The organism is Pseudaeromonas sp. HNCC25DJ180, from assembly GCF_055413345.1.
In genome coordinates, this window is record NZ_JBVAYF010000011.1 from 158,479 (window position 1) to 185,370 (window position 26,892).

Annotated in this window: 21 protein-coding genes and 1 pseudogene; 21 read left to right on the forward strand and 1 reads right to left on the reverse strand. The window is 57.5% G+C overall.

The genetic code is table 11. The features are described 5' to 3' along the window. Positions 1-3: 3 nt before the first annotated feature. The 3 genes from ACZYTD_RS11845 (at position 4) to ACZYTD_RS11855 (ending at position 3,035) form a co-directional block, all read left to right on the forward strand. On the forward strand, positions 4-435 hold the full coding sequence (locus ACZYTD_RS11845) for a hotdog fold thioesterase (RefSeq protein WP_463892257.1): 432 nt from the start codon (positions 4-6) through the stop codon (positions 433-435). Positions 436-571: 136 nt separating this feature from the next. Further along, on the forward strand, positions 572-2,449 hold the full coding sequence (locus tag ACZYTD_RS11850; RefSeq protein ID WP_463892259.1) for a DEAD/DEAH box helicase: 1,878 nt from the start codon (positions 572-574) through the stop codon (positions 2,447-2,449). A 193-nt stretch (positions 2,450-2,642) separates the two neighbouring features. Beyond that, a complete protein-coding gene (locus tag ACZYTD_RS11855; RefSeq protein WP_463892261.1) occupies positions 2,643-3,035 on the forward strand; it encodes a hypothetical protein in 393 nt (130 codons plus the stop codon). Positions 3,036-3,104: 69 nt separating this feature from the next. Here the strand turns inward: ACZYTD_RS11855 and ACZYTD_RS11860 are convergent, their stop codons facing one another. Continuing rightward, positions 3,105-4,319: an RsmB/NOP family class I SAM-dependent RNA methyltransferase gene (locus tag ACZYTD_RS11860; RefSeq protein ID WP_463892262.1), complete on the reverse strand. Its 1,215-nt coding sequence runs from the start codon at positions 4,317-4,319 to the stop codon at positions 3,105-3,107. A 161-nt stretch (positions 4,320-4,480) separates the two neighbouring features. Between ACZYTD_RS11860 and pdxH the strand changes: the two genes are divergently transcribed. The 18 genes and pseudogenes from pdxH to tssI all read left to right on the forward strand — a co-directional run. After that, positions 4,481-5,116: a pyridoxamine 5'-phosphate oxidase gene (gene pdxH, locus ACZYTD_RS11865; protein WP_463892264.1), complete on the forward strand. Its 636-nt coding sequence runs from the start codon at positions 4,481-4,483 to the stop codon at positions 5,114-5,116. Positions 5,117-5,280: 164 nt separating this feature from the next. After that, entirely contained in the window at positions 5,281-5,736 is a 456-nt protein-coding gene (locus ACZYTD_RS11870) for a GNAT family N-acetyltransferase (RefSeq protein ID WP_463892265.1), read from the forward strand. A 748-nt stretch (positions 5,737-6,484) separates the two neighbouring features. Beyond that, positions 6,485-6,985: a type VI secretion system contractile sheath small subunit gene (gene tssB, locus ACZYTD_RS11875; RefSeq protein ID WP_463892266.1), complete on the forward strand. Its 501-nt coding sequence runs from the start codon at positions 6,485-6,487 to the stop codon at positions 6,983-6,985. A 39-nt stretch (positions 6,986-7,024) separates the two neighbouring features. Next, positions 7,025-8,500: a type VI secretion system contractile sheath large subunit gene (gene tssC / locus ACZYTD_RS11880; protein WP_463892267.1), complete on the forward strand. Its 1,476-nt coding sequence runs from the start codon at positions 7,025-7,027 to the stop codon at positions 8,498-8,500. Positions 8,501-8,570: 70 nt separating this feature from the next. Continuing rightward, a complete protein-coding gene (tssE, locus tag ACZYTD_RS11885; RefSeq protein ID WP_463892269.1) occupies positions 8,571-9,044 on the forward strand; it encodes a type VI secretion system baseplate subunit TssE in 474 nt (157 codons plus the stop codon). Between the two features lie 3 nt (positions 9,045-9,047). Then, a complete protein-coding gene (tssF, locus tag ACZYTD_RS11890; RefSeq protein WP_463892270.1) occupies positions 9,048-10,829 on the forward strand; it encodes a type VI secretion system baseplate subunit TssF in 1,782 nt (593 codons plus the stop codon). Continuing rightward, positions 10,793-11,791: a type VI secretion system baseplate subunit TssG gene (gene tssG / locus ACZYTD_RS11895; RefSeq protein ID WP_463892271.1), complete on the forward strand. Its 999-nt coding sequence runs from the start codon at positions 10,793-10,795 to the stop codon at positions 11,789-11,791. The genes tssF and tssG overlap by 37 nt, the downstream gene beginning before the upstream one ends. Before the next feature lie 2 nt (positions 11,792-11,793). After that, on the forward strand, positions 11,794-13,029 hold the full coding sequence (tagH, locus tag ACZYTD_RS11900; RefSeq protein WP_463892272.1) for a type VI secretion system-associated FHA domain protein TagH: 1,236 nt from the start codon (positions 11,794-11,796) through the stop codon (positions 13,027-13,029). Continuing rightward, the gene (gene tssJ / locus ACZYTD_RS11905; RefSeq protein ID WP_463892273.1) at positions 13,029-13,571 is read left to right on the forward strand and encodes a type VI secretion system lipoprotein TssJ; all 543 of its coding nucleotides are present in this window, start codon (positions 13,029-13,031) and stop codon (positions 13,569-13,571) included. The genes tagH and tssJ overlap by 1 nt, the downstream gene beginning before the upstream one ends. Positions 13,572-13,573: 2 nt before the next feature. Continuing rightward, positions 13,574-14,908: a type VI secretion system baseplate subunit TssK gene (gene tssK, locus ACZYTD_RS11910; protein WP_463892275.1), complete on the forward strand. Its 1,335-nt coding sequence runs from the start codon at positions 13,574-13,576 to the stop codon at positions 14,906-14,908. A gap of 21 nt (positions 14,909-14,929) precedes the next feature. Then, positions 14,930-15,715, forward strand: a complete 786-nt coding sequence (icmH, locus tag ACZYTD_RS11915) for a type IVB secretion system protein IcmH/DotU (protein ID WP_463892277.1) — start codon at positions 14,930-14,932, stop codon at positions 15,713-15,715. 21 nt (positions 15,716-15,736) lie between these two features. Beyond that, on the forward strand, positions 15,737-18,361 hold the full coding sequence (gene tssH / locus ACZYTD_RS11920; RefSeq protein WP_463892278.1) for a type VI secretion system ATPase TssH: 2,625 nt from the start codon (positions 15,737-15,739) through the stop codon (positions 18,359-18,361). Beyond that, positions 18,361-19,905 carry a sigma-54 interaction domain-containing protein gene (locus ACZYTD_RS11925; protein WP_463892279.1) on the forward strand — a complete coding sequence of 515 codons (1,545 nt, stop codon included), beginning with the start codon at positions 18,361-18,363 and terminating at the stop codon, positions 19,903-19,905. The genes tssH and ACZYTD_RS11925 overlap by 1 nt, the downstream gene beginning before the upstream one ends. Continuing rightward, a complete protein-coding gene (vasI, locus tag ACZYTD_RS11930; RefSeq protein WP_463892281.1) occupies positions 19,905-20,588 on the forward strand; it encodes a type VI secretion system-associated protein VasI in 684 nt (227 codons plus the stop codon). The genes ACZYTD_RS11925 and vasI overlap by 1 nt, the downstream gene beginning before the upstream one ends. A gap of 8 nt (positions 20,589-20,596) precedes the next feature. Next, on the forward strand, positions 20,597-22,090 hold the full coding sequence (gene tssA, locus ACZYTD_RS11935) for a type VI secretion system protein TssA (protein WP_463892282.1): 1,494 nt from the start codon (positions 20,597-20,599) through the stop codon (positions 22,088-22,090). 16 nt (positions 22,091-22,106) lie between these two features. Next, positions 22,107-25,592 carry a type VI secretion system membrane subunit TssM gene (tssM, locus tag ACZYTD_RS11940; protein WP_463892295.1) on the forward strand — a complete coding sequence of 1,162 codons (3,486 nt, stop codon included), beginning with the start codon at positions 22,107-22,109 and terminating at the stop codon, positions 25,590-25,592. 241 nt (positions 25,593-25,833) lie between these two features. Continuing rightward, positions 25,834-26,120, forward strand: a pseudogene (locus ACZYTD_RS11945) (type VI secretion system PAAR protein). 165 nt (positions 26,121-26,285) lie between these two features. Further along, positions 26,286-26,892 (forward strand): type VI secretion system tip protein TssI/VgrG (gene tssI / locus ACZYTD_RS11950; RefSeq protein WP_463892284.1); only part of this gene is annotated, 607 nt, incomplete at its 3' end.

The following is a 26,892-nucleotide window of genomic DNA, read 5'->3' on the forward strand; positions in this document are numbered from 1 at the left end:
AAAATGGCCATCTGGAAGCGAGAATTTACGCTGGAGAGTCTCAATGCCGGGGCCCAACAGACGCTGATCGCCCATCTGGGCATCTGCTACAGTGCCATAGGTGAGGACTTTCTGCAGGCCACCATGCCGGTGATTGCCATCACGCAACAGCCTATGGGCTTGTTGCATGGGGGCGCCTCCGTTGTGCTGGCCGAGACGCTGGGTTCGGTCGCGGGCAACATGTGTGTTGACCTGAGCCGCTGCTGTGTGGGGCTCGAAATCAATGCCAATCATGTGCGTGCCAAGCGACACGGATTAGTGACGGGAACCACACGTCCCCTGCACTTGGGCGCGACCACTCAGCTGTGGCAGATAGAGATCCATGATGAGGCTCAGCACCTGATCTGTACTAGCCGTATTACCTTGGCCGTATTGAAGAAAAAAACAAATGAATGAGATAAATGTCACATTTCTAGCGACAAACGGTCTACGCTATGTATATAATCTGCCCCCCTTGCGATACCGGGCCAGCAGCGACATAAGAGATTTGCCGCTAGGAGCCCGTTTTCATTCCTCTTAACCGGAAGAACTTATGTCTGAAGTTGAAAATGTTGTACCGAGCTTTAGTGAGCTTGGCCTTGCTGACCCGATCCTTAAAGCCCTGCTTGACGTAGGCTACGAAACCCCTTCTCCTATCCAAGCTGCGGCGATACCGCCTCTGCTTGAAGGCCGTGACATCCTGGGCCAGGCTCAAACCGGTACCGGTAAGACAGCCGCCTTCGCCCTGCCTTTGCTCTCCCGTCTGGACCCCAAGGATTCTGCAACTCAGATCCTGATCCTGGCGCCGACCCGCGAGCTGGCCATTCAGGTTGCCGAGGCTTGCCAGAGCTATGCCAAGTACATGTCTGATTTCCATGTACTGCCCATCTATGGTGGCTCCTCCTACGAGACCCAGATCCGTGCCCTGAAGCGCGGCGCGCAAGTGGTGGTCGGGACTCCAGGTCGCGTCATGGATCTGATGCGCAAAGGCAAGCTCGATTTGTCTGCCCTGCGTGCCCTGGTATTGGATGAAGCTGACGAAATGCTGCGCATGGGCTTCATCGACGACGTGGAGTGGGTCATCGAACAGTGCCCCCACGATCGCCAGATCGCCCTGTTCTCGGCCACCATGCCGGACGTGATCCGTCGTGTCGCCCATCGCCATCTGCAAACACCGGCTGAGGTGAAGATCGCCTCCAAGACCAGTACCGCATCGACTGTACGTCAGCGTTACTGGTTGGTTTCCGGTCTGCACAAGCTGGATGCCATGACCCGTCTGTTGGAAGTGGAGCCTTACGATGCCCTGTTGGCCTTCGTGCGCACCAAGACTGCAGCCGAAGAGCTGACCAGTAAACTGGCCGCCCGTGGCCATGCCTGTGAAGCCCTGCACGGTGATATCCCGCAGAAGCTGCGTGAACGTACCGTTGAAAAGCTCAAGAATGGTCAGGTCGACATTCTGGTTGCCACCGATGTGGCCGCTCGTGGTCTGGATGTGGATCGCATCACTCACGTGGTGAACTACGACATTCCTTACGACACCGAGTCTTATGTGCACCGTATCGGCCGTACCGGTCGTGCTGGTCGTACCGGGGATGCCATCCTGTTTGTGGCGCCGCGTGAACGTCGCATGTTGCGCTCTATTGAGCACACTACACGTCAGCCGATTGAGCCGATGCACATGCCTTCCGCCCAGGACATCAACAAGCACCGGATGGAAGTGTTCAAGCAGCAGATCCGTGACACCCTGCTCTCCGATGATCTGGAGCAGTATCAGGAAGTGGTCAACGAATTCCTGCAGGACGATAGCGTCGAGCCGTTAGATCTGTGTGCGGCGCTGGCCAAGATGGTCAAGGGTGATGAGCCTCTGTTCCTGGACGAGAGCCATTTCGAGCCGGTACAGCGCACTCTGGGTAGTGAGCGTGGCGATCGTAACGAGCGTCCTGACCGCAACGACCGTGGCGATCGTGATGACCGTCAACGTCGTGAGCGTAAATCGCCCTCTGCCGGCCCGCGTCCGCTGAAGGATCATCCGGATGTCACCACTCAGCGTTATCGCGTTGAAGTGGGTTATGAGCATGGCGTCAAGCCTGGTCAGATCGTGGGTGCCATCGCCAATGAAGCCGATCTTGAAAGCAGCTTCATCGGTCACATCGAAATTTTCGATACCTTCACTACGGTCGATTTGCCGGAAGGCATGCCCACCGACACCATGGATATTCTCAAGCGTGCCCGTGTTTGCGGTCGCCAGCTGGAGATCAGCCAATTCACGGGTCAAGTGCCGGATCAATCCGAGCGCCGTGGTAAGCCTTTTGCCGAGCGTCGTCCTCGCCCGGAAGGTGGTCGCGACCGTCCGTTTGGTGATGCCAAGCGCACTGGTGCACCCCGCAAATTTGACAAGGGTGGCAAGTTTGATAAGGGCGGTCGTTCCTAACAACGGCTCGCACTAAAACAAGCTCAGTTCACACCAAGCCCTCCGGTTTACGCCGGGGGGCTTTTTCGTTTTCCGCTAATACGCCGGGGAGGGCGTTTTTCCGCTAATAGGCTGCTTGCCCGTCGCGCAGGGCTAGCCGGGTCAGAGAAATGGCTCATAATGAAGCTGACGCCGAGACAGTGCAGGGTGAAACATGTGGGTCAAACGCCAGAGTAGAAGGATTGGAAATAACCGATGGCTATTTGTTGGCCTGTTGCTCTGCTTGTTGGCCCATAGGGTCGGCGCTGAGTATTGGCAGGGGATCTACCGGGCGGGCACCGAGGTGAATAGTTTTCAGCCCTGTCCGGGGAATCTCATCTACTGGATAGAGGGGAATAGCGAGGCGGCGCTGGCGTTGCGCGAATATGCGCTCAAACATGCGCAACGGCCTTTCCAGCCCTTCTATGTAGAGTTGGAGGGGACTTTGCTGGGTAAGCAGCGGCAAGGGGCTGCCGTCGGCTACGATGATGTGGTGCGGTTGCATGGGGTGGAGGAGATGAGCCCCAACCTGCCGGCTTTATGTCAGGATCTGCCGCCGGAGGGGTAGCTTGAGCATGGGGAGATAAACAAAAGGGGCCCTTATTGGCCCCTTTATCTGCTGGCTACTGGCCAAGGATCAGGCCTCGCGGCGGATCCGCGCCATGTAGAAACCATCAAAGCCGGTTTCCGCCGGGCTCACCACGCGCTCACGTATCAGGGTGTAGGCACCCGCTTGTTCGGCTAGAAATTTGACCACCTGATCCTGATTTTCGCAGGGCAGGATACTACAAGTGGCATACACCAGTTCGCCACCGGGTTTGACCATTTTGCTGTAACGGCTAAGAATATCGGCCTGCAGCGCCATCAGCACCGGCAGCCGTGAGGCTGTGTCCCGCCACTTGGCATCAGGGTTGCGTCTGAGTACGCCTAAGCCTGAGCAAGGGACATCCAACAGCAGGCGATCGGCGCTCTCCTTGAGACGTTTGATGGTCTTGCTGGAGCTGATGATTCGGGTCTCGACGTTGTGTGCCCCGGCTCGACGCGCCCGTTGTTTCAGGTTATCCAGCTTCCACTGCTCCACATCCAACGCCAGCAGGCGTCCCTTGCCCTGCATCAGGGCTGCCAGGTGCAGCGTCTTGCCGCCCGCGCCGGCGCAAGCATCAATGACGCGCATTCCGGGCTCGATGCCGAGGAAGTCGGCTATCTGCTGGGAGCCCGCATCCTGTTGCTCAAACCACCCCTCTTGAAAGGCATTGGTGCGGAACAGGGCCGCATCATTCAGTACCTCCAGCGCATAGGGCTGGTTCGGTACCGGACGCACATTGACCCGTTCGTTCATGAGGCGCTGGATCAGGCTATCCATATCGCACTTTAAGGTGTTGACCCGCAGATAGCGCTTGGGGTGTTGGGTCAGGGCGCGGCGCTCGGCAGGCCAGGCCTCGCCTAATTGCTCCTCACCCAGCTCATCCAGCCACTCGGGGCAACCATCCCATAGGGCCGGCAGCCCACGGGCGCTGGCTTTGCGGCTCTCATAGCTCTTCAGGTTGAAGATGCTGGCCGCCGGGCTCTGAGGCAGGGGCAGATTATAGAATTGGTGCCAGACACAGATCAGACTCCAACCGGCAATGGCGGCTTCATCCTGGGTGATGCCTGCCAGGTGACAGTAAAGATTCAGGCGGCGTAACAGATCGCCTGTGACCAGGGTGATATGGGCCTGCTCAGTAGGGGCCAGGCGCAACTCGTGGAACTGACGGGCATAAGCGCGATCCAGCGTAGATCGGCTGCCCAATACATCAGTTAATACCGCCACGACCAGTTCAGCCTGGCGCAGGGTCAGGGAATTTTTCAGCATGATGACTCTAGGGAGGAGGAAATCGGCTGCGATCATAGGGGTTAAGCCCCCATGACGCAACCGATCTGGGGCTATGGCTTCGTCGTGGGGCGTTAGCCGCTTGAGATTGGTCAAGGCTGGGGGCAAAATGACCCTCTTGTTGTTGTCAGGATAGGAAGAGTATGGATATCGCCGCACTGCGACGGGAATACACCAAGGGCGGGTTGCATCGTGAGGATCTGCCCGCTACGCCCATCGAGTTATTTGAGAAGTGGTTGCGTCAGGCCTGTGATGCCCAATTGGCCGATCCGACGGCCATGAGTGTGGCGACTGTGGATGCCTCCGGTCGTCCTTTCCAGCGGATCGTGTTGCTCAAGCACTATGACGATAAGGGTTTTGTCTTCTACACCAATCTGGGTAGCCGTAAGGCCCAGCATATAGCCAAAAACAACCAGGTCAGTTTGCTGTTCCCCTGGCATATGCTGGATCGCCAAGTACATATCACAGGTGTGGCCGAACCCTTGTCGCCGCTGGAAGTGGTCAAGTATTTTCACTCCCGACCTAAGGATAGCCAGATTGCCGCTTGGGTCAGCCAGCAGTCGAGTCGCATCTCGGCTCGTAGTCTGCTGGAGGGCAAGTTTATGGAGCTCAAACAGAAGTTTGCCAATGGTGAGATCCCGTTACCCAGCTTCTGGGGGGGGTATCGCGTCAACTTCGACAGCATGGAGTTCTGGCAAGGCGGCGCCCACCGCCTGCATGACCGTTTCTTGTTTACCCGTATGGCGGATAGCTGGCATATCGACCGCTTGGCCCCCTAAACATGGGACGTTGGGTGAGCAACACCCAACGTCAGCTTCTGCTTAGCCCCCCACCTCTGCCGCGAAAAAATCCACGATTCAACACCTTATTTCTTCGTCGCTACCCTTGCCCTTGGCAAAATTGACTAGACTTGCATCATAAGCCGTGGTGGTTGGGAGGGTTGATGATGGAATGGCAGCGCTACGAGTTTCGGGTCAGTACGGATCCGGGTTTATTGCAATCGGCGGTGATCCACGATTTCCTGCGTCAGACCAGCTGGGCCAAAGATATTCCGGCTAACTTGGTTGCGCGGGCGCTGGATGGTTCACTCTGTTTTGGTCTCTATCAGGGTGAGCGGCAGATAGGGTTGGCCCGGGTGATCACAGATCGGGCTACGCTGGCCTATCTGAGTGATATGTTCGTATTGGAGGAGTTTCAGGGCAAGGGTTTGGGGCAATGGTTGCTCAGTTGCGTATTGGCTCATCCTGAGCTGCAGGGGCTGCGCCGTATTTTGCTCTCGACCCAGGATGCCCACGAGCTCTATCGCAAACAGGGTTTCTCTGAGCTGGCCCACCCTGAGCAGATGATGGAGATCAGCCACCCCGACCTCTATAAGGAGGAGGAAAATCGCTTGAGTTGAGGGCGGAGCGTTGGTTGAACGCCCCATAAGTTGAGATCAGGGCGGGAGCATACTTTGATTTTGAATGTTTTTTACTCAAAAATGGCGCGCTATATTTCATAACTCAGCAGGAAAAATCATTTTTCTCCGAGATTTTTAACGTCGTACGCCTGATGGACGAAAAACAAACGAAGTATGCTCCCGCCCTGAAGTTGAGATAGGTCACTCTAGGTGCCAGTCAGTTACGCTGACTGGCATTTTTACTGTGTGCGGCTCTTAACATCTGGCCCTGTAATAAAATACAGATTGCTCGCCATAACAACTGTACAAGAACATTTCCCGATGCAGTTTCACTGTCATAACTGCCTGGCATTTTATTTCATATTAAGTTTAAATTGTTTAGCCAATGCGCAATTAATAAGCTCTGACCTGATATTTATTGCTCTTGTTACCGCATGAAAATACTCCGTTCCCATCTCGGGCATGTCTAAGTAAAACATATTCCCCCGGTGAAGTCATTGGAGGGGTGATTCACTAATTCCTTGTTTTTAAACATATATACCTATTCTCTAGTCTGATGTTGCTGGCTATTTGACATGGACGGTTATGGCTGTGCCTAGCCTGGCTCTGCTGCGTGCTACTGCTAAATTTTACCGTTTGTGTTGCGGGGGAGTATTCCCGCGGGCTGTCATGTTTTTTGACAGTTGGTTTGACGGTCGATAGCCAATAGCCTTGCCGGCCTCAATTCATTCTGGATGGTATTCAGGACATGAAACAAACCAACCATGGTGCCACAGTGGCGCCCAAAGAGCGCATCAATATCAAATATGTGCCAGCCACCAGTGGGCCTCAGGCTGAAATAGAGCTTCCTCTTACTTTGCTAGTGGTGGGGAATATGACGGGTAGCCAGGATGAGACGCCCATTGAAGAGCGCCAGAGTGTGGTTATCGACAAGAATAATTTTGCGGCCGTCATGAAAGAGGCGGCCCTGCAGCTGAATTTCTCTGTGCCAAATCGACTGGGTGATGACGTGCAGGATGAACTGCCTGTCTCGCTCAATATCCACTCCCTGGATGATTTCTCGCCTGACAGCCTGGCTTCGCAAGTCCCTCAGTTGCGCCAGTTGCTGGAGCTGCGTGAAGCCCTGGTCGCCCTCAAGGGGCCGCTCGGCAACATTCCTGCGTTTCGTAATCGACTGCAGGAGCTGCTCTGTAGTGAGACGGCCCGTGAGCAACTACTACAAGAGCTGCAATTAATCCAGCCTGCTTGAGTCAGTGCTGTGGTGTGGATGGATGAGAAGGAGATAACCATGTCTTTGGTGGCAGAGCAGATCCGTGGGGGGGCCACTACGAGCACCTCCCTGTTGGACGACATCATGGCTCAGGCGCGCATGACGCCTGTTGATGAGGGATATGGGGTGGCCAAACAGGGGGTCGCCGCCCTGATCGCCAATATTTTGGATAGTGGAGCGGGCTCCGAGCGGGTGAATAAGGCGCTGGTCGACAGCATGATTGTCGAGCTGGACAAGAAGCTGAGTCAGCAGATGGATCAGCTCTTGCACGCCCAGCCGTTGCAGGAGCTTGAGTCCTCCTGGCGTTCACTCAAGTTGTTGGTGGATCGCACCGATTTTCGGGAAAACATCAAGATCCAGCTGCTGCATGCTACCAAGGCTGAGCTGCTGGAGGACTTTGAATTCGCCGCCGAAATCACCCAGTCCGGTCTGTATAAGCATGTCTATGCTACGGGCTATGGCCAGTTTGGTGGCCAGCCGGTAGGGGCTGTGATTGGTGACTATGCCTTCACCCACAGCTCGTCCGATATCAAGCTGATGCAATATGTCAGTGCTGTGGGGGCCATGGCCCATGCGCCATTTCTCTCCTCTGTGGCGCCTGAGTTTTTTGGCATCGACTGTTTTACCGAGCTGCCCGCCATCAAGGATCTTCCCGCCGTGTTCGAAGGGCCGGCCTACACCAAATGGCGTTCATTACGCGAATCTGAGGATGCCCGTTACCTGGGGTTGACCGCCCCCCGTTTTCTGGCGCGCTTGCCCTATGATCAGGCCAACAATCCCATCAAGGCATTCAACTATCAAGAGGCGATCGGCTCACGACATGAGCACTATCTGTGGGGTAACACCGCCTATCTGTTGGCTTCAGCGCTGACCGACAGTTTTGCTAAATACCGTTGGTGCCCGAACATCATAGGACCGCAAAGCGGCGGCGCCATCCATGATCTGCCGGTGCATCTCTATGAGGCCATGGGGCAACTGCAGGCCAAGATCCCCACCGAGGTGCTGATCACCGATCGCCGTGAATACGAACTAGCTGAAGAGGGCTTCATCACGCTGACTATGCGCAAGGATAGCGATAACGCGGCCTTTTTCTCTGCCAATTCGGTGCAAAAACCCAAGCAGTTTCCCAACACGGTCGAGGGCAAAGAGGCTCAGACCAACTACAAGTTGGGAACCCAATTGCCCTATATGTTCATCATCAATCGGCTTGCCCACTACATCAAGGTGCTGCAGCGGGAACAGATCGGCTCCTGGAAGGAGCGTCAGGATCTGGAGCGGGAGTTGAATAGCTGGATCCGGCAATTTGTGGCGGATCAAGAAAATCCGCCTGCCGAGGTGCGTAGTCGTCGGCCGCTGCGGGCTGCCCAGATCTCGGTATTGGATGTGGAGGGGGAGCCGGGTTGGTATCAGGTGGCCTTGTCAGTGCGCCCTCACTTCAAATATATGGGGGCCAGCTTTGAGCTCTCATTGGTTGGTCGCCTGGACAAGGAGTAGTCATGTCATCTCTGCTGTCGTTGGGTCGCGGAATAGAGGTGATGCCGCCAGTTCTGGACAAGGAGTAATCATGTCTTCTTTATTGTCGTGGGATAGAGGTGACGCCGCTAGCCTGTTTGATCGGATCCGGGGGGAGGGGCGCGCCGCCCCTCATGCTCTTGCCACCAATAGCCAGATCAGGGTGACTGATCTGGCCCTGGCCGAGGTAAATAGCCTGATAGTGTCGGTTAAACGTCATCTGGAGTGTCTGCTCAACACCCGACCGGGGAGCTGTCGCAGTGCGCCTGAACTAGGGGTGATCGATTTGAATGATGCCACATGGGAGCGCGCTGATCTTAAGGGGCGGATCCAGGAGGCGATCCGCCAGTGCATACATAGCTATGAACCCAGGGTCATTCATGTGGATGTTCGATCACCCGAACACCAAACCGATCCGTTGGAGATGATATTTCAGATCACCGCCCACATCAGGCTGGAGCAGATCGATCAGGTTACCTCCTTCAATGTCCAGTTGGACAGTCAACGTCACTACAGCATGGTTTGAAGCATGTTACTGGAACATTACTTTCGGGATGAGCTCGCCTTCTTGCGTCTGCAGGGACGGGAGTTTGCCAAGGCGCATCCTGAGCTCTCTCGTTTTTTAGCCGAGCACAGCAGCGATCCGGATGTGGAGCGGCTGCTGGAGGGCTTTGCCTTTCTGACCGGTAGTCTGCGCGGCAAGATTGAAGATGAGTTCCCCGAACTCACTCACGGTTTGCTCAGCCTGCTGTGGCCCAATTATCTGCGGCCTGTGCCGAGCATGACCATAATGCAGTTTACCGTCATTCCCGGCGCCATAGCGCAACCCACCCTGGTTGAGCGCGGTTGCCAGCTCGATAGCTTGCCGCTTCATGATGTGATCTGCCATTTTCGCACCTGTCATGATGCCTGGATCTACCCGGCCGAGCTGACCAAGGTGACAACGCAAAGTAGCAGTACTCACTCCACCATCACGTTACAGATTGCGCTGCACGACGCCTTATCGCTCTCTGAATTAAAGCTGGATAAGTTGCGTCTGTTTCTCGGCGGCGACCGTCATACCGCTTACCAGCTCTATTTCTGGCTAGCTAACCAACTCTCCCATATCGAACTGGAGCTGGATGGGCTGCGTTTTCGGCAGGATGCGGATTTCCTCAAGCCCGTGGGCTTTGCGCGTGAAGATGCCCTCTTGCCCTATCCGAACAATGTCTATTCCGGTTATCGGATATTGCAGGAGTATTTTTGCTTCCCCGAGAGCTTTCTATTTTTTGCGCTGGGTGGTCAAGATGGGGGCAGCTACAGCTGGCCGCAACAGGCGCTGCCGGTGCGAGAGTTCAAGATCCACTTCTGTTTTGACCGCCCTTTGCCAGCCAGTTTGAAGATCCGTGATGACTCTTTCCGGCTCAACTGTGTGCCGGCTATCAATCTCTTTACCCATGACAGTGAACCTATCCACCTGCATGGACGACAGACAGAGTATCCGTTGAAGGCCAGCCATCGCCATGGCGAGAGCATTGAGATCTTCTCTGTGGATCAGGTGGAGGGCTGGATCGATAGCGGGGAAGGTCGCAGCCGCGGTACTCGACGTAACTATCAGCCCTTTGAGAGTTTTGAGCACCAGATCGAGCAGATGAGGCAGCGGCTGGCGCTCTACTACCGGCTACGAGTCCGGGAGTCGGTGAGTGGCAACGGTTTTGCACATACGCTCTCCTTCATCCGTGGGGATGAGACTAGCTGTGTCGATCTGGACGAAGCCATCTCGGTACGCTTGACCTGTACCAATCGCTCACATGCGGCCCAACTGCAGGTGGGGAGCATCTGTGTTCCTACTGGAAGCTCGCCCTCGTTTGCCACCTTTAGCAATTTGACTCGCCCGACTCGGGCGCTACGTCCGGCGTTGGATGGCAGCCTCCACTGGACGCTGATCTCCAATTTGTCACTCAACTACCTCTCCCTATTACAGCGGGATGCGGTGGTTCAGGTGCTGCGCACCTACGACTTTCCGGCACTCCATGACAAGCAGGCCGAGCAGGCTTCGCGCAAGCGCCTGGCCGGGATCGAGGCCATCACCAGTCAGCCGGTAGAGAGGTTGGTTCGGGGTATGCCGGTGCGCGGCGTCAAGTCGCTTCTCTCGTTGCGCCAATCCGCGTTTGCTAGCGAAGGCGAGCTCTATCTGTTCAGTAGCGTGCTGGCCCATTTCTTCTCCCTCTATGCCAGCGTGAATGCCTTCCACCTGCTGGAGGTGATCAACCTTGATAACCAGGAGCGCTATCGATGGCCGGTTCAGCTGGGTCAACATGCTTTGATGTGACGCCGCTCCAGCCTGGATCGGGATTTAACTTCTTCCAGTTGGTGGAGTTGCTCCATCGACTCGGAGGTACAAATCAGGAGCAGGGGCTGGATCATGAGCCGGAGCAAGAGAGCATTCGCTTCAAGGCGACGGCCTCTTTGGGCTTTCCGACGGGTGATGTGTTGCAGCTCGCTCGGGATGAGAGCGGGCGCCATGAGCTGGAAGTGGCCTTTATGGGGCTGCATGGCAGTCAGTCCCCTATGCCAGGGTATTACCTGGACGCGTTGGCGTGGGAGTACGCCCAGGGTGAGCCCAAGTTGGGGCTCTTTTTTGACTTCTTCCATCACAGGTTGCTGAGTCTGTTGCATCGGATCTGGCGCAAGTATCGCTATCACGTCCGTTTTCAAGGCGACGGAGAGGATGGTTTTTCGCGCCTGATGTTTGCTCTGGTGGGGCTGGGTGATCCGGCGTTGAGTCATCACGTGCCGGTTCACCGGGCCAAGATGCTGGCCTACGCCGGTCTGCTGGCTAGCCCCAGCCGCTCGCCCGAGGTGGTGGCAGATCTGGTGGCCCACTGTTTTGACTTGGCCGAGGTGCAGGTCATTCCGTGGCAACTGCGCAAGGTGGCCATTGCCGCCGAGCAGCAAAACCAGCTTGGCCGCGCCTGCGTTAACTTGGGTAGCAATATGGTGATTGGCGCCAGCGTTCAGGACTGCTCAGGTAAGTTTTTGTTAAAAATCAATAAATTAAACCTGAAGCAATTTTTGGCCTTTTTGCCCAATGGTGCCCATTTCACTCCCTTGGTGACCTTCGTCTCCTTCATCCTGCGCGATCAACTGGCCTGGGATCTGCAACTGGGTTTTTGCCAGCAGGACGTGGGCGGTTTGCGGTTGGGTGCCGGGCAGGAGATGCGTCTGGGTTGGAGCAGTTTTCTGGGGCAACCGCCGCAGGCTCCCTTTGTGAACATATGCGTGCAGGAGTAATGGTGAACAATTTCAAACAACAACTTTCCTTGGTGGTGCTTAACAGCGAACAGCTGGTGGGGGGAAGTACGAACGCCCAGTACCACTTTGATGAGCTGGGGGGCACGCTCGGCTCATCGGCACAGGATGACTGGCAACTGCGGGATCGTCTTGGGTCTGTGCTGGCGGCCCATGCTCGTATCGAACTGCATGATGGACGCTTCTGCCTGTGCGATCTCAGCGGCCAAACCTATCTTCATGGCGTGAGCTCCCCTATAGGGCGGGAGCGTAAGGTCTACCTGCAGCAGGGGGATGAGCTGACTGTGGGGCCATTTCGACTGCGGGCGTATCTGGGTGAACGCCCCTCAGCCATGCTCCGGTCGCCAGCCGCGAGCACCGCTGATGAGCGTGAGCTGGACGAGTGGTGGGTTGCAAAGGATGAGCCCTCCCGGCTTATGGCTGAGGAGTCGGCTCTTGCCGATCCCATTCTGGCGCTGCAGCAGGAGCGTGCGGATCCTGTGTCGTTTTCAGATCCCGCGCTAGCGCCGGTTTTGTCCGGCCAGCCTGCATTCAAAGCGCCCGCCCTGTTTACCGTCCTAACCGCAGGAGAGAAGAGCATGAACCAGGAGTGCATCGAGATGCCCAGAATTGAACATGTGCACGGCGCTGTGGCAAGCCAAGACGCCCATCCGGTGTTGACGCCCTTGCTGCGCGGTCTGGGCCAAGAGGTGTTGTGGCAGGAGAGCCCGCCCGCCCATGAGATGCTCGAAGAGATGGGCAGAACGCTCCGCGCCACAGTGGTGGGCTTGCTGGCGCTACAAGCGGATCAGACTGCCCTAGCCGATACACATCTGCGACCAATAGAAGATAACCCGCTGCGTCTTGGCTTGGATTGTGACGGTACTCTGGCTGTGCTGTTTGCCGATGAGAAGAGCCCGGTACACCTGACCGCACCGGCGGCCATTGCCGAGAGTCTGCACAATGTGCGCATTCACCATGTGGCCAATCAGCAGGCGATTGGTGCGGCGCTGGAGAGTCTACTGCAGGCGTTTTCACCGGAGACGCTGCTGGCCCGTTTTGCCCGCTATCGACGCGAGCCAACGCCGGACGCTGTTGTCGAGGGTTGGGCCTGGGGCATGTATCAGCACTATTACCGAGAGCTGACCTCGGCCCGGCAGCAGGGATTTGACCGGTTATTTCATCAAGTCTACGCCCAAGCTTATGACCAGGCCGTGCGTCAGCAACAGGGGGTGATGTGATGGGTAGGATAGCGACGCCTGGTCATTTTCGCCTGGGTTGGGTTTTGTCTGGGTTCCTGCTGCTCCTGAGCGGTTGTACCACGCTGGGCAAGATGGCCGATGTGATCATGGATCCGGATATTCAAGTGGGAAGCGATAGTGAACAGCCCTCGACTCTGGGGGTGACGCTGCTGGCTGAGCCTGATGTGAACCCCAATGGCAGCGGTGAGGCGGCACCCATTGAGTTGCAGCTCATCTGGTTGGCAGAAGATTCCAAGTTGCTGGCCAGTGACTATGACCAACTGGCTGCCGGGCCCAAAGAGGCCTTGGGCAAGAATTATATCGATCACCAGGAGTTCACTCTGCTGCCCGGGCAGTACAAATATATTCCCCCCGCCAAGCTGGATGAGCAAACCCGATATATCGGAGTGATCGCGCATTATGCCGACCCGGATCGGGCTCAGTGGCGCAAGGTGATCAAGGTCAAAAGCACGGGAGAAGCCTACCAACTGCTGATCCATCTGCGTCAGAACGAAGTGCAATTACAAAAAGAAGAAGAGTAACCATGTCGAGTCGAAATCGGGTGATCTGGCGCGAAGGGCTCTTTATCAAGCCCCAACATTTTCAACAACAGCAAAGGCATAGCGACTATGAGTTGCATGCCAGGCTCACGGCTTTGGGTGACTATGGTTATGGTCTGCAAGCCTTGACCCTGAACCAGGATTATTTGGGCTTTGGCCGCATCGCCCTGATCAGCGCCAGCGGCATATTGCCGGATGGTACTGTATTCAATATTCCCCATGATGACCTGCTGCCGCAGGCTAGGGAGGTCAGTGATGCCACCCTGGTGAATCAAAAAGTCTACCTGGCCTTACCGCTGGCGGTGAGTGGGGTCAATGAGGTCAATAGCGGGAGCGAGGTTGTCACTCGTCTGCTCTCCCATCGGCATGAGGTGCGTGATCTGCACAGTGATGGCGGCGATGTGGTCTCCCTCGAGGTAGGGCGGGTCAGCCTGCGCCTAATGCTCGAGTCCGAGGATCGCAGTGCCTACAGCTGTCTGGCGATAGCCCGCATTATGGATGTGCGGCCAGAAGGGGGGGTGGTACTGGACCCTAACTTCATGCCCTGTAGCCTCACTGTTGCGGCTATCCCGGCACTCAAACGATTTGTGGAAGAGGCGGTGGGGCTGGTTACCGAGCGTGCGCGAAGTCTGGCCCAGCGTATGGCGGCCCCCGGTCAGCAAGGGGTGGCCGAGGTGGCCGAGTTCATGCTGTTGCAACTACTCAATCGCGCCCAGCCCCAACTGGCGCATCTGGCCATGCTGGGCACCCTGCATCCGGAGCGGTTGTACGAGGCGCTGGTGCAGTTGGTGGGGGAGCTGATGACCTTCACCGACGAGTCACGCTTAACTCCGCGGTTTGCCGTTTATCGTCACGACGATCCCCAGCTTAGCTTTGCTCCTCTGAGTCTGGCATTGCGCCAGGCGCTAAGTACCGTGCTTTCGCCGCGAGCCGTCTCCATTCAACTGCGTAAACAGCCATACGGCATCATGGTAGCTCAGGTCCATGAGAGCGAATTGCTGACCCAGGCCGATTTTGTGCTGGCGGCACGGGCTCGCCTGCCTCAGGAGCAGTTGCGTAAGCAGTTGTTGCAACAGACCAAGATCGCCTCCAGCGATAAATTGCGAGAGCTCATCAGCCTGCAGTTACCCGGCGTGCCGCTGCTGCCACTGCCTGTGGCCCCCCGTCAGTTGCCCTACCATGCCGGCTACAGCTACTTCCAGCTGGACCGACAAGGCCCGGCTTGGCCCCTGTTGGTAAATAACAACACACTTGCCTTCCATATTGCCGGTGATTTCCCCGAGCTCGATCTGCAGCTCTGGGCAATCCGTGGCCAGTGATCACCTCAAGGAGAATGATAAATGAGCACTGAGATGCATGCAGAGTGGGGGAGTATGGCGCGACACAGTGAGCCACTGTTTGGCTCCTTCGAACTATGGGAGCCTGAGTGCGACCATGATTTTCGTCTGCGGGGGCAGAGCATCAACCCCATGATAGATGCGGTCACCCCTCTGCTGGGTCTGGTGCAGCGAGTACGCCAGCTCTCTCACCTTACCGACGTTGCCGCGCTCTATGGGCGGGTGGTTAGCGAAATCCAGTCTGTGGAGCAGGAGCTCATCGATCAGGGCTATGCCCACGCCGAGGTGCTGTCGTTTCGTTACATGCTCTGCTGTTTCATCGACGAGGCGGTGATGAGTCGGGAGTGGGGCAGTCAGAGCGCCTGGTCGGAACACTCGCTGCTAACCCGTTTTCATAATGAAACCTGGGGTGGCGAGAAGGTGTTTGTTTTGCTGGCGCGCCTGCAGGAGGAACCAGCCCGTTATCGCCATCTCCTGGAGTTTATCTATCTCTGCCTCTGTCTGGGGTTTGCCGGGCGCTATCGGGTGATAAGCCAAGGCCGCGATGAGTTGGTGCGGTTGACCAAGCAGCTACATAAGTTGCTGGCCGTGACCCATGGCAGTACCCCCATGTTGCACCTGGATCTGGGTGGCCAAGTGACTCGCGTTGGCTTGCAGCGGCAGTGTCCGAGCTTTGCCTTCTGGTGTATGGGGGGGCTGCTGCTGAGCCTTACCTTCGCCTACTACCACCACACGTTGCACGATCAGACCCAGGCGCTGCTGGCGCAACTGGCTGGACTCTTAAACTAAACGCTAACGGGAGAGCATGTTTTGATCCGTATAGAGCTACCGCTGTTGGTTGACAGACTCAACCCTTTGAGCCGTCACCTGTTGGAAGCAGCCGCCGCCTGGTGTGTTCACTCCCAAGGTGCTGAGATCCGCGTAGAGCAGCTGCTGCTGCAGATGTTGGAGAGCCCGCTGTGTGATGTTCAACTGATCCTGCAGCAGGCCGAGGTGGATGTGGTGGCGCTCAAGGCGTTACTGCAACCCAGCCTGAGCGACAAGGGGCCCAGTTCAGGTTACCCCAGCTTTTCCCCTCTGCTGGTGGAGTGGCTGCAAGATAGCTGGTTGTTGGCTTCGGTCGAATTTCAGCATGCTCACCTGCGCAGTGGCGTCATGTTGCTGGTGCTGCTCATGACTCCCCAGCGCTACCTGCCCCAAGCCGCAGTGGCTCTGTTGGCCCGGGTCAATCGGGAGTTGTTGCGGCAACAGTTCTCCGAGTGGGTTAAGGGATCGGCCGAGAGTCAGCTCGAATCTCAAGGCGTCTCTGGTGCCCAGGTTGCAGAACCGCACTGTGCCACTTTGCTCTCCCGCTTCTGTACCAACATCACAGAGCAGGCGCGCAGTGGTGGGCTCGATCCTGTCTTGTGTCGGGAGCAGGAGATCGATCTGATGATCGATATTCTCTGCCGTCGACGTAAAAACAACCCCCTGGTGGTGGGCGAGGCGGGAGTCGGCAAGAGTGCCCTGATCGAGGGGCTGGCACTGCGTATTGTGGCAGGGCAAGTGCCGGAGTCGCTGAGACAGGTCGAACTGCTGAGTCTGGATCTGGGGGCGCTGCAGGCAGGAGCATCCATTAAGGGTGAGTTTGAAAAACGCTTCCAGGGCGTAATACAAGAGGTCAAGGCGGCACCCCATCCGGTGATCCTGTTTATCGATGAGGCCCATACCCTTATAGGGGCGGGTAATCAGCAGGGGGGCCTGGATCTTTCCAATCTGCTCAAGCCGGCTCTGGCTCGAGGTGAGCTACGCACCATAGCCGCCACGACCTGGCGCGAGTACAAGCAGTATGTGGAAAAAGATGCGGCCCTCTCCCGCCGTTTTGAGCTGGTTAAGGTGGGGGAGCCCACGGCGCTTGAGGCGACCGTCATACTGCGTGGCCTGCGCCCGCTCTATGAGCAGGCCCATGGCGTGCTTATTGATGATGAGGCCCTGCAAGCGGCCGCCCACCTCTCTGCCCGCTATCTCTCGGGTCGCCAACTGCCGGACAAGGCTATTGATCTGCTTGATACCGCAGCGGCCCGGGTGGCACTCAACCTGACGGCACCGCCACGGGTTATCAGTCAGTTGCAGAACCGGCTGCGTCAGCAGGAGCTGGAGATCCGGCAACTGCAGCGGCAGAGCGTGATTGGGCTGGGTGAGCACAGCGAACGGCTGGAACTGCTGAGCCAGGAACAGGAGCAGGCTCGGCAGCAGGTGAGTGAGCTAGAGAGTCAGTGGCAACAGCAGCTGACCCTGGTGCAGCAAATCGTTAGTTTGCGTAGCCAACTGCTGGCCACCGAGTCGAGTCTCTCTGTCGTGGAGCCATTCTCCTGCCAGAAACAGGAGGTGAGCCGATCTGCTCTGGCTCAATTGGATCGGCAATTGGCGGAGCTGCAGCAGCAGGAGAGCCTGGTCTGCGCCCATGTAGACAGGGCCCAGATTGCGGCTGTGATCGCCGACTGGACCGGCATGCCGCTCAATCGCATCACGCAAAGCGAGCTGGAGTTGGTGACGAACCTGCCCGACCACTTGGGGATGAAGATCAAGGGGCAGGCGTTAGCCATCAACCACTTGCATCGTCACCTACTGACAGCGCGTGCCGATCTGCGGCGTCCGGGGCGTCCGTTGGGCGCCTTCTTGTTGGCCGGTCCCAGTGGCGTGGGTAAGACAGAAACTGTGTTGCAGCTTGCCGAACTGTTGTTTGGCGGGCCCCATTACCTCACCACCATCAACATGTCGGAGTATCAAGAGAAGCACACGGTCTCGCGGCTGATCGGCTCCCCACCCGGTTATGTCGGGTTCGGCGAGGGGGGGATCTTGACCGAGGCTATCCGCCAGAAACCCTACTCCCTGGTGCTGCTGGACGAGGTGGAAAAGGCTCATCCGGATGTGCTCAACCTCTTCTATCAGGCCTTTGACAAGGGGGAGTTGGCCGATGGTGAAGGGCGGCTCATCGATTGCAAAAATGTGCTCTTCTGCCTCACCTCCAATCTGGGTACTCAGACCATAGTCGAGTTAGCCAAGCAACCGGAGCGGTTACGTGAGGCTCTCTATCCTGAGTTGGCGGCCTTTTTCAAACCTGCTCTCTTGGCCCGCATGGAGGTGATCCCCTATCTGCCGCTAGAGCAGGAGGTGCTGGTGGAAATTGTCGACGGCAAGCTTAACCGGTTGAGCGCTCTGCTCAAGCAGCGCTTTGGGGCCGAGATCACACTGGAGGAGCAGGTGGCCCAGGAGATATTGCAGCGCGCCAATCGCAGTGAACATGGCGCTCGCATACTCGAATCGGTGATCGATGGGGCTCTGCTGCCGCCGCTCTCCTTGCAACTGCTGCAACAGATGGCGGCCGGTGTTGCGGTAAGCCATGTCTACCTAGGGGTGGAGCAGGGGCAGTTTGTGGCTCGGGTGACGGGGTGATGAGTATGCAACCGAGCCTGGAATTTGTGTTGGCCCTGAGCAGCCAGCGGGATGAACCGAGTCTATGTCGTTGGTGGTTGTCTACCCTGGCGAGTCACTATCAGCCCAGAGGGCTCATGCTCGGCATGCTGGAGATCAGTGGTCGCCAGCTGGCGTGTCAGGGGTGGGTAGAGGGCCAAGAGATAGCGCTGAGCTTGGCGGTGGATGATTATTCTCATCCCCTGGCCTATGTGCTGCACGAGCTGCGGTCGCGCACTTGGGACTCTCTGCATGGCGGGGCGCGAATTGACCATGCAGGCTTTCGCTCCCTGTTGGCTGAGCTGGGTCAGGAGTGTGGCCTGCATGCTATGCCCTTGTTGGCAGTGGATGGCCGGCCTTTGGCCGTCTTGGCTTTGCTGGATCAAGGGCCGACATTGCAAGCTTGGCAGGAGAGTACTGAGTTGGCCGCGCTGGCCCGGATCTTCTGTAACCAACTGGGGCTTATTCGAGAATTGGGTCAGAGCCGGCGGGAACGCTCTGTGCTGCGTGACTCCCTGCGTCAGCGTCAGGACGAGGAGCAGGTGGCGTGTCAGCATGAGCGGCTAGTTACTGAGCAACTGGTGGGGCAGTCCGCCGCCATACTCCAACTACGTCAGCAGATCCGTCAGGCAGCAAGCCACAGACTGAGTGTCTTGACCCTGGGGGAAACCGGCTGCGGCAAGGAGGTGGTGGCTCGCCTTATTCATAGCTGCTCGGCACGGGCCAATAAGCCCTTTGTCGCCATCAATTGTGCCGCCATTCCGGAGAATCTCATCGAGAGTGAGCTGTTTGGCTATCAGAAGGGGGCCTTCTCCGGCGCCACCAGTAATAAGAGCGGATTGGTGGCCCAAGCTCATGGTGGCACCCTGTTTCTGGATGAGGTGGGGGATATGCCATTGGCCATGCAGGCCAAGCTGTTGCGGGTATTGGAGACCCGCTATTTTCGACCGCTGGGCGGGGATAAGGAGTGTTACTCCGATTTTCGCCTGGTGGCGGCGACCCACCAACCCTTAGGGCAGTGGGTGGCTGAGGGGCGGTTTCGCGCCGATCTCTACCACAGACTCTGCCAGTGTCTGCTGCGGATCCCGCCATTGCGTGAACGCCCGGAGGATCTCAATCCACTCTGCCAGCACTTTTGGGCCCAGTTAGCCTCACAAGAAGGGGTGCGTTTTGCTCCCTTGCCCCCCGATTTGCTGCAAACGCTTCAGCACCATGACTTTCCGGGCAATGTCCGGGAGTTACGTAATCTACTGGAGGTGCTCTGTGCCCAGAGTCGTAGTGGCGAGCCGTTGTCGCTGGCAGCCTTGCCCGCTGAACTTAAGGTACGGCTCTGCGCCGCAACTCGGAACGTGGCCGATGAGCATCTCCATATCCGGGACTTGCGCCGGGCCATGGAACACTTCGAGGCTGCGGTGATCGCCTCTCGGATGCGTCACTTTCGGGGTAACAGGTTGCTGGTGGCCCAGAGCCTGAATCTGCCCAGACGCACCCTGGATCATAAATGCCAGAAGCTGGAGGTGAACTGATGAGCGCCTCAATTCTGCGACCCTGGCTGTTGGTTCTGGTGTCAGCCGTTTGGGCTGTGCCGCTGCTGGGGGCTGACACCTCGTCTCTCGATGGTATTACTCCGGCCCAGTGGTTGCAGTGTCACGACATGATGTGGCCATTTAGCCGCCTGGCCTGTTATGACCGCTTGGCAAAACGTCTGAGCAGTGATGACGCCAGGCAAGCTGCTAGTGATGACGCCTCAAGTATGGCAGGGTCAAGCCGAGTGGCTAGCTGGCAAGCCATTTGGGCGCAAGAGCGCAGGCGTAACCCGGAGACCCCGCCTTTCTTGCTGCAACGCGATGACGCCGAAGAGAGCTTGATGCTGACTCGACCGGCCTTGGCGGGGGGGAGCTTGGCATTGGGTTGTAGCCACAGTATCACGCATATCCGTTTGCAGCTCGATGCTCCCTGGGTGGGAGAACATATCCAGAGTGAGTTGGATGGGCAAATGAGTAGCGGAACCAGTGATGGCAACTGGTTTATTCGGGATGAGGGGCATTTGCTGGAATATGGCCGTGGACTTCCGGCCATAGCTGAGCTCAAACGCTGGCTGGCACACAGTCAGTTGGTGATCCGCTCAGGCTCAGGTCCAGGTTTGCACTTTGATCTCACGGGTCTGGCTCAGGCACTGGGACCCCTGCGCCAAGCATGTCGTTGGTAGGAGGGGAAATGGATCATCACGAAGCCTGGTGTGCCCGTTTGCTTACCCCGCTACCCGCGGAGTGGCTGGGTGTAGCCGTACCGGCAGATGACTCCCGCTGGGAGTGGGTCGAAACCGAGTTAGTCAAGTTAGGCTCCCTGGCTCATGGCCAGCTGGATCTAGATGCGGTAGCCGAAACCTGCCTGCGGTTGCTTGAGACCCGCACCAAAGATATGCGGGTAGTGGCGCAATTGCTGCGCTGCTTGCAGCATCCAGCCAAGGCCAACTCCATGGGGCTGGCCTTGCACCTGCTCATGGCCTGGTTGCGGGCCTATTGGTCGGTGGCCTGGCCTGCTCACTGTGCTCAGAAACAAAAACTGATGCAGCAGATCATCAAGCGTTTTGATGGGGGGGTGGCCAGAGTCATTGATGCGGCGAGTGGTGAGGAGCTTGCACAGCTACTGGCCCAGGTTCAGGCCCTGGCGTTGCTTATGACCGCGATCGGTGCTGAGGCGGGAACCCTGCTGGATGGCTTATTGGCTGGATTAAAGCGAGGTCAACGGCAGCAAAGTGAGCTGGTGGCAACAGATGCTCCTCCCGGTGTGGCGCCGGCCCAGGGTGATGCGCAGCCCGGATCAGGGGCTGGTGTACCATCAAGCGCCATGTCTGGCGCCGTAGGGAAATTGACAACTCAGCCTGTGGATCTGGCACTGGATAGCAGCAGTGAGCGCGCCTGGCGACAAACACAGCTGCAGATGGCGCAACTGCTGATCGAACGGCACCCCGACTCGGCCATGGGCTATCGACTGCGGCGTCACGCCATCTGGTCCGGCATCATGACCCCGCCGCTGACGCACTCCGGGGTCAAGACCCAACTTGCGCCTGTCTGTGCCGATCGCGTAGCGAGCTATGAAGCGGCGCTGGGACAGGCCGATCTGGCACTTTGGCAACAGATAGAGCAGAGCCTGGTCTTGGCGCCTTACTGGTTTGTCGGCCATTACCTCTCTGCGCAGGTGGCGGAGCAACTGGGCTGGGGGCACATAGCCCGGGCCATAGCCCAGGAGCTGGAGGCTTTTTTGAGCCGTATGCCCATGTTGGCGCAGCTCACCTTCAACGATGGCTCTCCCTTTTTGCCAGAGAGCTGTCAGCAGTGGTTAAGGCCAGCCAGGCAAGCGATTCTGCTGCCTGCTATTGGGTCGAATGATGAGTTGGCGCTGCGAGTCGAGACCCGCCTCGCGGAGCTGGGGGTCGAAGCGGCGCTGCGGCTGCTGGATGAGGAGTTACCGCAGTTGAGTGAGCCCAGGGCGCGCTTTTATGCCCAGTTGTTGCAGTGCGATTTGTTGGAGCAGGTAGGCATGAGTTCGCTGGCGCAGCAAGGACATCGGCAGTTGTGGCACGAAGCAAATCGTCTGGGATTGGCCCAGTGGGAACCTGGATTGGTCAGCCGACTGGAGTGTCAAGCTGGCCTACTGGTTAAGCAAGTGATTGATAACATTGGAATTGGATCATCCTGTTATGTTTAAAACCCTATTGATGTTTATGCGGCAACCCGCGCGGCTCAGATTGCTGGGCGTCGCCTTCTGGCTACTGTGCTTAGCACTCATCTGGTGGTGGGGGCCAAGGCTTGAGATAGCGCAGTATCGGCCATTGGCCTCATGGTCTGGGCGCCTGGTATGCAGCGTGCTTTGGCTTTGTATGGCATTGGCTTGGTTAAGTTGGCGCCTCTACCGAGATAGGCGCAGCCTGCTGCTTGATACCCATCAACAGCAGGAGCTGGTGACGGATCCGCAAAGCCGGATGCTTGGCCGACAGGCTGAGTTTTTGGATCGTTGGCTACAGGTGGTGAAGGCGCGTTTGGGTGTGCGGGCATCGAGTGCGCTTCCTTGGTATCTGCTATTGGGGCAGGAGGGGAGTGGCAAACGCAGTCTCATCTTGCGAGCCAATACGGCCAATAAACTGGATCCCATGCTGGATGCCTCGCTGCGAGAGTATGCCTCTGAGCAGCAGGTTGTCTGTTGGCTGGGCGATCGAGCCATCATGCTGGCCCCCAGGGGCGCTCTGCTGGCGCACACTTCGCTGCATGAGCAGGCATCTGAAGTACAGAGCGATGTGCTCTGGCACCATCTGCTGGCCTGGCTGACGGCCCAGAAGCGTAGGCAACCACTAGCGGGTCTGGTGGTGACCATAGATCTGGCTTGGCTCTCACATGCCACAGTGACTGAGCGTAAGAGCCATGCTGCGCTGATGCGCGCCCGCCTGCAGGAGGTAGCTACCAGCCTGCACAGCCAATTGCCGATTTATGTGGTGTTTACCAAGCTGGATCTGTTACGCGGTTTTGAGGGGGTGTATGGCCAATTGGATGAGGCCGAGCGGGAAGCCATATTGGGGGTGACGTTTACCCCAACTGCGGGTCTGGGGAAACAGTGGCTGCCGGATCTGATCCAGTTTTGGGAGCAATGGTTGGCGCGGATCAATGCCCTGTTACCCGATCTACTGCTGTGCCAGAGCGATGTCAGCCAGCGTGATGAGATCTTCGCTTTTGTACGGCAGTTGGCCGGTCTACAGGAGTATGTGGTGGCCCAGCTGGAGGAGATGCTGGCATCAGACGGAGCAGATGCGCTGCTGGTGCGGGGCATTTACTTGGGCTCTGTGTATCAGCATGGCGTGCCATTTGATGCCTTTGCACTGGAAACGACGCGTCGCTACGGTTTGCCTGAGCCTGTCTTTACCGTACAGAAGGGGACACCCTCTCTCTATTTCATGCGCCACCTGTTTACGTCAGTGATTTTTCCCGAGGCGCATCTGGCTGGCGAGAGTCGGTCACACAGAGAGCGCTATCGTCGGCGTCTGGCCTGGGGTGGGGGCGGGCTCTGTTTGCTTGCCCTGCCACTGTTGTATGGCTGGCACTATTACTATCGCCTTAATGCCACAGCCAGCCAACAGGTATTGGCCAAGGCACAGGCGTTCACCACCACAATGGAGGCGAGCGAGCACCAGGCGTTAGGTTTTAACCTGTTGCCACGTTTGAACCTTATTCGAGAGGCCACGCTGGCGTTTGGTGACTATCGGCAGCGGACCCCCCTGCTGGCGGATCTGGGGCTCTATCAGGGAGGCGAGATAGGCCCAGTGGTCGAAGGCAGTTACCTGCAGTTGCTACGGTTACGCTTTTTGCCCGCCTTGATGCAAGGGTTGCAGCAAGATCTGCAGCAGGCGCCGGTAGGGAGTGAAGAGAAGCTGGAAATATTGCGGATCATGCGCATGTTGGATGATGGCTCGGGTCGCAACTCGGTACTGGTCATGCGCTATATGGCCGATCGCTGGCAACAGGCGTTTCCAGGTCAGGGCCATGAACAGGAGCAGTTGCTGGCGCACCTGACCTACGCACTGGAGCATACGGATTGGTTTGGTGCCCGGCAGCAACATGATGGCGCCGCTATCTCGGCATTCGCGCCGTTTGCATCCGCCATCGCCGGGGCGCAGCGGGAGTTAGGGAGCATACCTCTCCAGCAACGACTCTATCAGTCGTTGCAGACCAAGAGTGCTGCAACCTTGCCCCCCGAGCTGAATGTCAAACAGGAGGTGGGGGCATCCTTTGATACTGTGTTTGTGCTTTCTGATGAACAGATGGGGCGGATCCCCCGGTTCTACACCCAGGCTGGATTAGCCGGTCTGATGGTCTCTGGCCACAGGGACTGGAGTGAGCTTTCAGCGTTGGACTCCTGGGTGCTGGGGCAGCCTCGTCATCTCAGTGGAGCAGACCGCCAGGCGTTGGAGCACCAGATCACCGAACGTTATGCCATGGATTACGTGAACTACTGGCAGACGCTCTTGATGAGTCTGGATGTGCAGCCTCTGCAGAGTACGGAGCAGGCGCTTGAGGTGCTTTCCACCATTACCGGTGATGAACAGCCCTTTTTGCGGGTGATGGCCACCTTGGGCGCCCATACCCAGTTCAAGCTCCCTGTTGATGTGGGCGCTGGGAACGTGGTTGCGGAGAATGTGGCAGCGGGCAGTGAACTGCAGGTCTTGAGCAAAGGGATCAGCCCACCTTTTAGTGCCACGAATAGCGTACTCACTGAGCGCGGTGCGCAGGGATCCCAGATCCAGGAAGTTAACCAGAAACTGGTTGAGCTGCGTAATTATCTGGAGGCCATAGTTCATGCGCCCGATCCAGGGCAGTCAGCCTTGAAGGCGGTGCAACTGCGGATGGCCAATCAATACGCTGACCCGCTATTTTCCTTGCAGCAATATGCTCGCAATCTACCGACACCGCTGGATCGCTGGGTGGGGCAACTGGCCGAGCAAACTGCCGGCTTGCTGGTTGATCAGGCCCTCTCTTCATTGGCACTTGAGTGGCAAAAGCAGGTGCTAGATCCATTCAATGAACAATTGGCCAATCGTTATCCCTTTGATCCACAAGCTGACAAAGATGTTCCCCTCTCCGAGATGGAACGCTTCTTCGCCCCGGGTGGCACCCTGGATAGTTTCTACCAGGCCAAACTCAAACCCATGGTGGAGAGCGGCCTGCTGGATGGCGACTACCGCTCACCCGTGCAGGCCGAGTTGGTCAAACAGATGGCCAGGGCGGCGAGAATCCGTCAAATCTTCTTCACAACGCAAGGCAATATCGAGGTGCAGTTTGCGCTGGAGCCCATGGAGCTTACTGCCAACAAGCGCCGCAGCGTACTGAACCTGGACGGTCAATTGCTGGAGTATGCCCATGGTCGACGCACCAAGGTACCGTTGGTATGGCCCAATACCATGCGCGAAGGGGCTGAGAGTAAGTTGACGCTGGTGCCAGCTGCGGCAGAGCGTTCGCCGCGTAGTGAGGGTTTCGTTGGTCCTTGGGCATTATTCCGACTGATGGATAAAGGAACGCTGACACCGGTCAATGAGGCCAGTTTTGATGTGCGCTTCCCGGTTGATGAGGGGGCCATGAGCTATCGGGTCTACACGGATGGTGCCGAAAACCCCTTCAGTGGCAGCTTGTTCAGCCAATTCAGATTGCCCGAGTTGCTGTTTTAACGGGGCCCTGTGTCAGTAATGCTTGTCAGTTTTGAGGTTTAGGCGGGTCCTCCTCTCTCGTCTTCGCTAACTGACTCGCATTAGCCCTGTACCGGTTCACCAACCGGGCCGTTCCAAAATTATGACTGCTTCAAAGATAAGGTGAGTGACTTGGAGTGTTGTTGGCGAGTGTGCTGGCAACACGCTTACCCGGTTATTGCCCGAGCGGGCCTAGCTAGTGTGGTTGTGACAGGAGATAACGATGAGTTCAGCAATTGCCCTGTTGGGCGACTTGGGCAGCGATCATGATGGCTTTCCCCCTACGCCTATCACAGGGGGCAGCCCCGATGTCTTGTTAGATGGCAAACCCGTGGCTCGTCAGGGTGATCCGCTGGCGCCGCACAGTAAGCCCAAACATCCGCCCACCCCCGAGCCATTGCCTACGGTGTCGCCTCTGTGCTGGTCAATGGTCAACCCATTGCGGTGACGGGGAGTGCTATCTCGTGTGGCGGTGTCGTGATTGGCTCGGGCTCGGGCCAGGCCGGTTAGTTTGAATGCACTCATGGGCGGTTGCAGCCGTGAGTGCCAGGTGTCTTGTTAAATCAGTTTTTTTGCTCACGTCCACGTCTGTTGGTTTCGGCCAACAGCGGGCGGTAGCCATGAGCAGCCCGGTACTTACAGTGGTAAGAACAACATGGAAACAAGGAGCCAGTGATGGCCAGCAGTAGCGGATTACAGTTTACCGTCAAGGTGGGAGCCTTACTGGAGGCGACCTTCGCCGTCGCCGAGTTTACCCTGCAGGAGCAGTTGAGCCAGCCCTTCACCCTGCAACTCTCCCTGGCCAGCGCCAGAGGGGATATCGATATAACCCAGGTGCTGGAGCAACCCTGCGAACTGCAGGTGTGGTTCAACGGCGAGCTGCAGCGGCGGGTGTCGGGTGTGGTCAGCGAGTTTATGCAGGGGGAGAGCGGCTTTCGCCGCACCCGCTACCAGCTGACGGTACAACCTGCGCTCTGGCGCTTGGGGCTGCGCCACAACAGCCGTATCTTCCAGGCCCAGAAGCCTGAGGAAATCCTCTCTATCCTGCTGCAGGAGGCGGGCATTCAGGAGTACGCCTTCGCTCTGAAGGGAGAGCACGCCCGGCGCGAGTATTGTGTCCAGTATCGGGAAACCGACCTGGCCTTTATGCAGCGCCTGCTGGCCGAGGAGGGGATGAGCTACTACCACGAATTCGAGGCCGGTCACCACAGGCTGCTAGTGAGCGATGATGCCGGACTCCTGCCCCATGGCCCCGAGTTGCCCTTCTATGCCGCCAACCACG

Coding starts and splice junctions, on each gene's coding strand:
- ACZYTD_RS11850 (WP_463892259.1), top strand. CDS start 572: ATGTCTGAAGTTGAAAATGTTGTACCGAGCTTTAGTGAGCTTGGCCTT.
- ACZYTD_RS11870 (WP_463892265.1), top strand. CDS start 5,281: ATGATGGAATGGCAGCGCTACGAGTTTCGGGTCAGTACGGATCCGGGT.
- ACZYTD_RS11925 (WP_463892279.1), top strand. CDS start 18,361: ATGAGTATGCAACCGAGCCTGGAATTTGTGTTGGCCCTGAGCAGCCAG.
- tssF (WP_463892270.1), top strand. CDS start 9,048: ATGTTACTGGAACATTACTTTCGGGATGAGCTCGCCTTCTTGCGTCTG.
- ACZYTD_RS11860 (WP_463892262.1), bottom strand. CDS start 4,319: ATGCTGAAAAATTCCCTGACCCTGCGCCAGGCTGAACTGGTCGTGGCG.
- tssM (WP_463892295.1), top strand. CDS start 22,107: ATGCGGCAACCCGCGCGGCTCAGATTGCTGGGCGTCGCCTTCTGGCTA.
- tssE (WP_463892269.1), top strand. CDS start 8,571: ATGTCTTCTTTATTGTCGTGGGATAGAGGTGACGCCGCTAGCCTGTTT.
- ACZYTD_RS11845 (WP_463892257.1), top strand. CDS start 4: ATGGCCATCTGGAAGCGAGAATTTACGCTGGAGAGTCTCAATGCCGGG.
- vasI (WP_463892281.1), top strand. CDS start 19,905: ATGAGCGCCTCAATTCTGCGACCCTGGCTGTTGGTTCTGGTGTCAGCC.
- tssA (WP_463892282.1), top strand. CDS start 20,597: ATGGATCATCACGAAGCCTGGTGTGCCCGTTTGCTTACCCCGCTACCC.
- tssJ (WP_463892273.1), top strand. CDS start 13,029: ATGGGTAGGATAGCGACGCCTGGTCATTTTCGCCTGGGTTGGGTTTTG.
- tssG (WP_463892271.1), top strand. CDS start 10,793: ATGGCCGGTTCAGCTGGGTCAACATGCTTTGATGTGACGCCGCTCCAG.
- tssC (WP_463892267.1), top strand. CDS start 7,025: ATGTCTTTGGTGGCAGAGCAGATCCGTGGGGGGGCCACTACGAGCACC.
- tssB (WP_463892266.1), top strand. CDS start 6,485: ATGAAACAAACCAACCATGGTGCCACAGTGGCGCCCAAAGAGCGCATC.
- pdxH (WP_463892264.1), top strand. CDS start 4,481: ATGGATATCGCCGCACTGCGACGGGAATACACCAAGGGCGGGTTGCAT.
- ACZYTD_RS11855 (WP_463892261.1), top strand. CDS start 2,643: ATGTGGGTCAAACGCCAGAGTAGAAGGATTGGAAATAACCGATGGCTA.
- icmH (WP_463892277.1), top strand. CDS start 14,930: ATGAGCACTGAGATGCATGCAGAGTGGGGGAGTATGGCGCGACACAGT.
- tssK (WP_463892275.1), top strand. CDS start 13,574: ATGTCGAGTCGAAATCGGGTGATCTGGCGCGAAGGGCTCTTTATCAAG.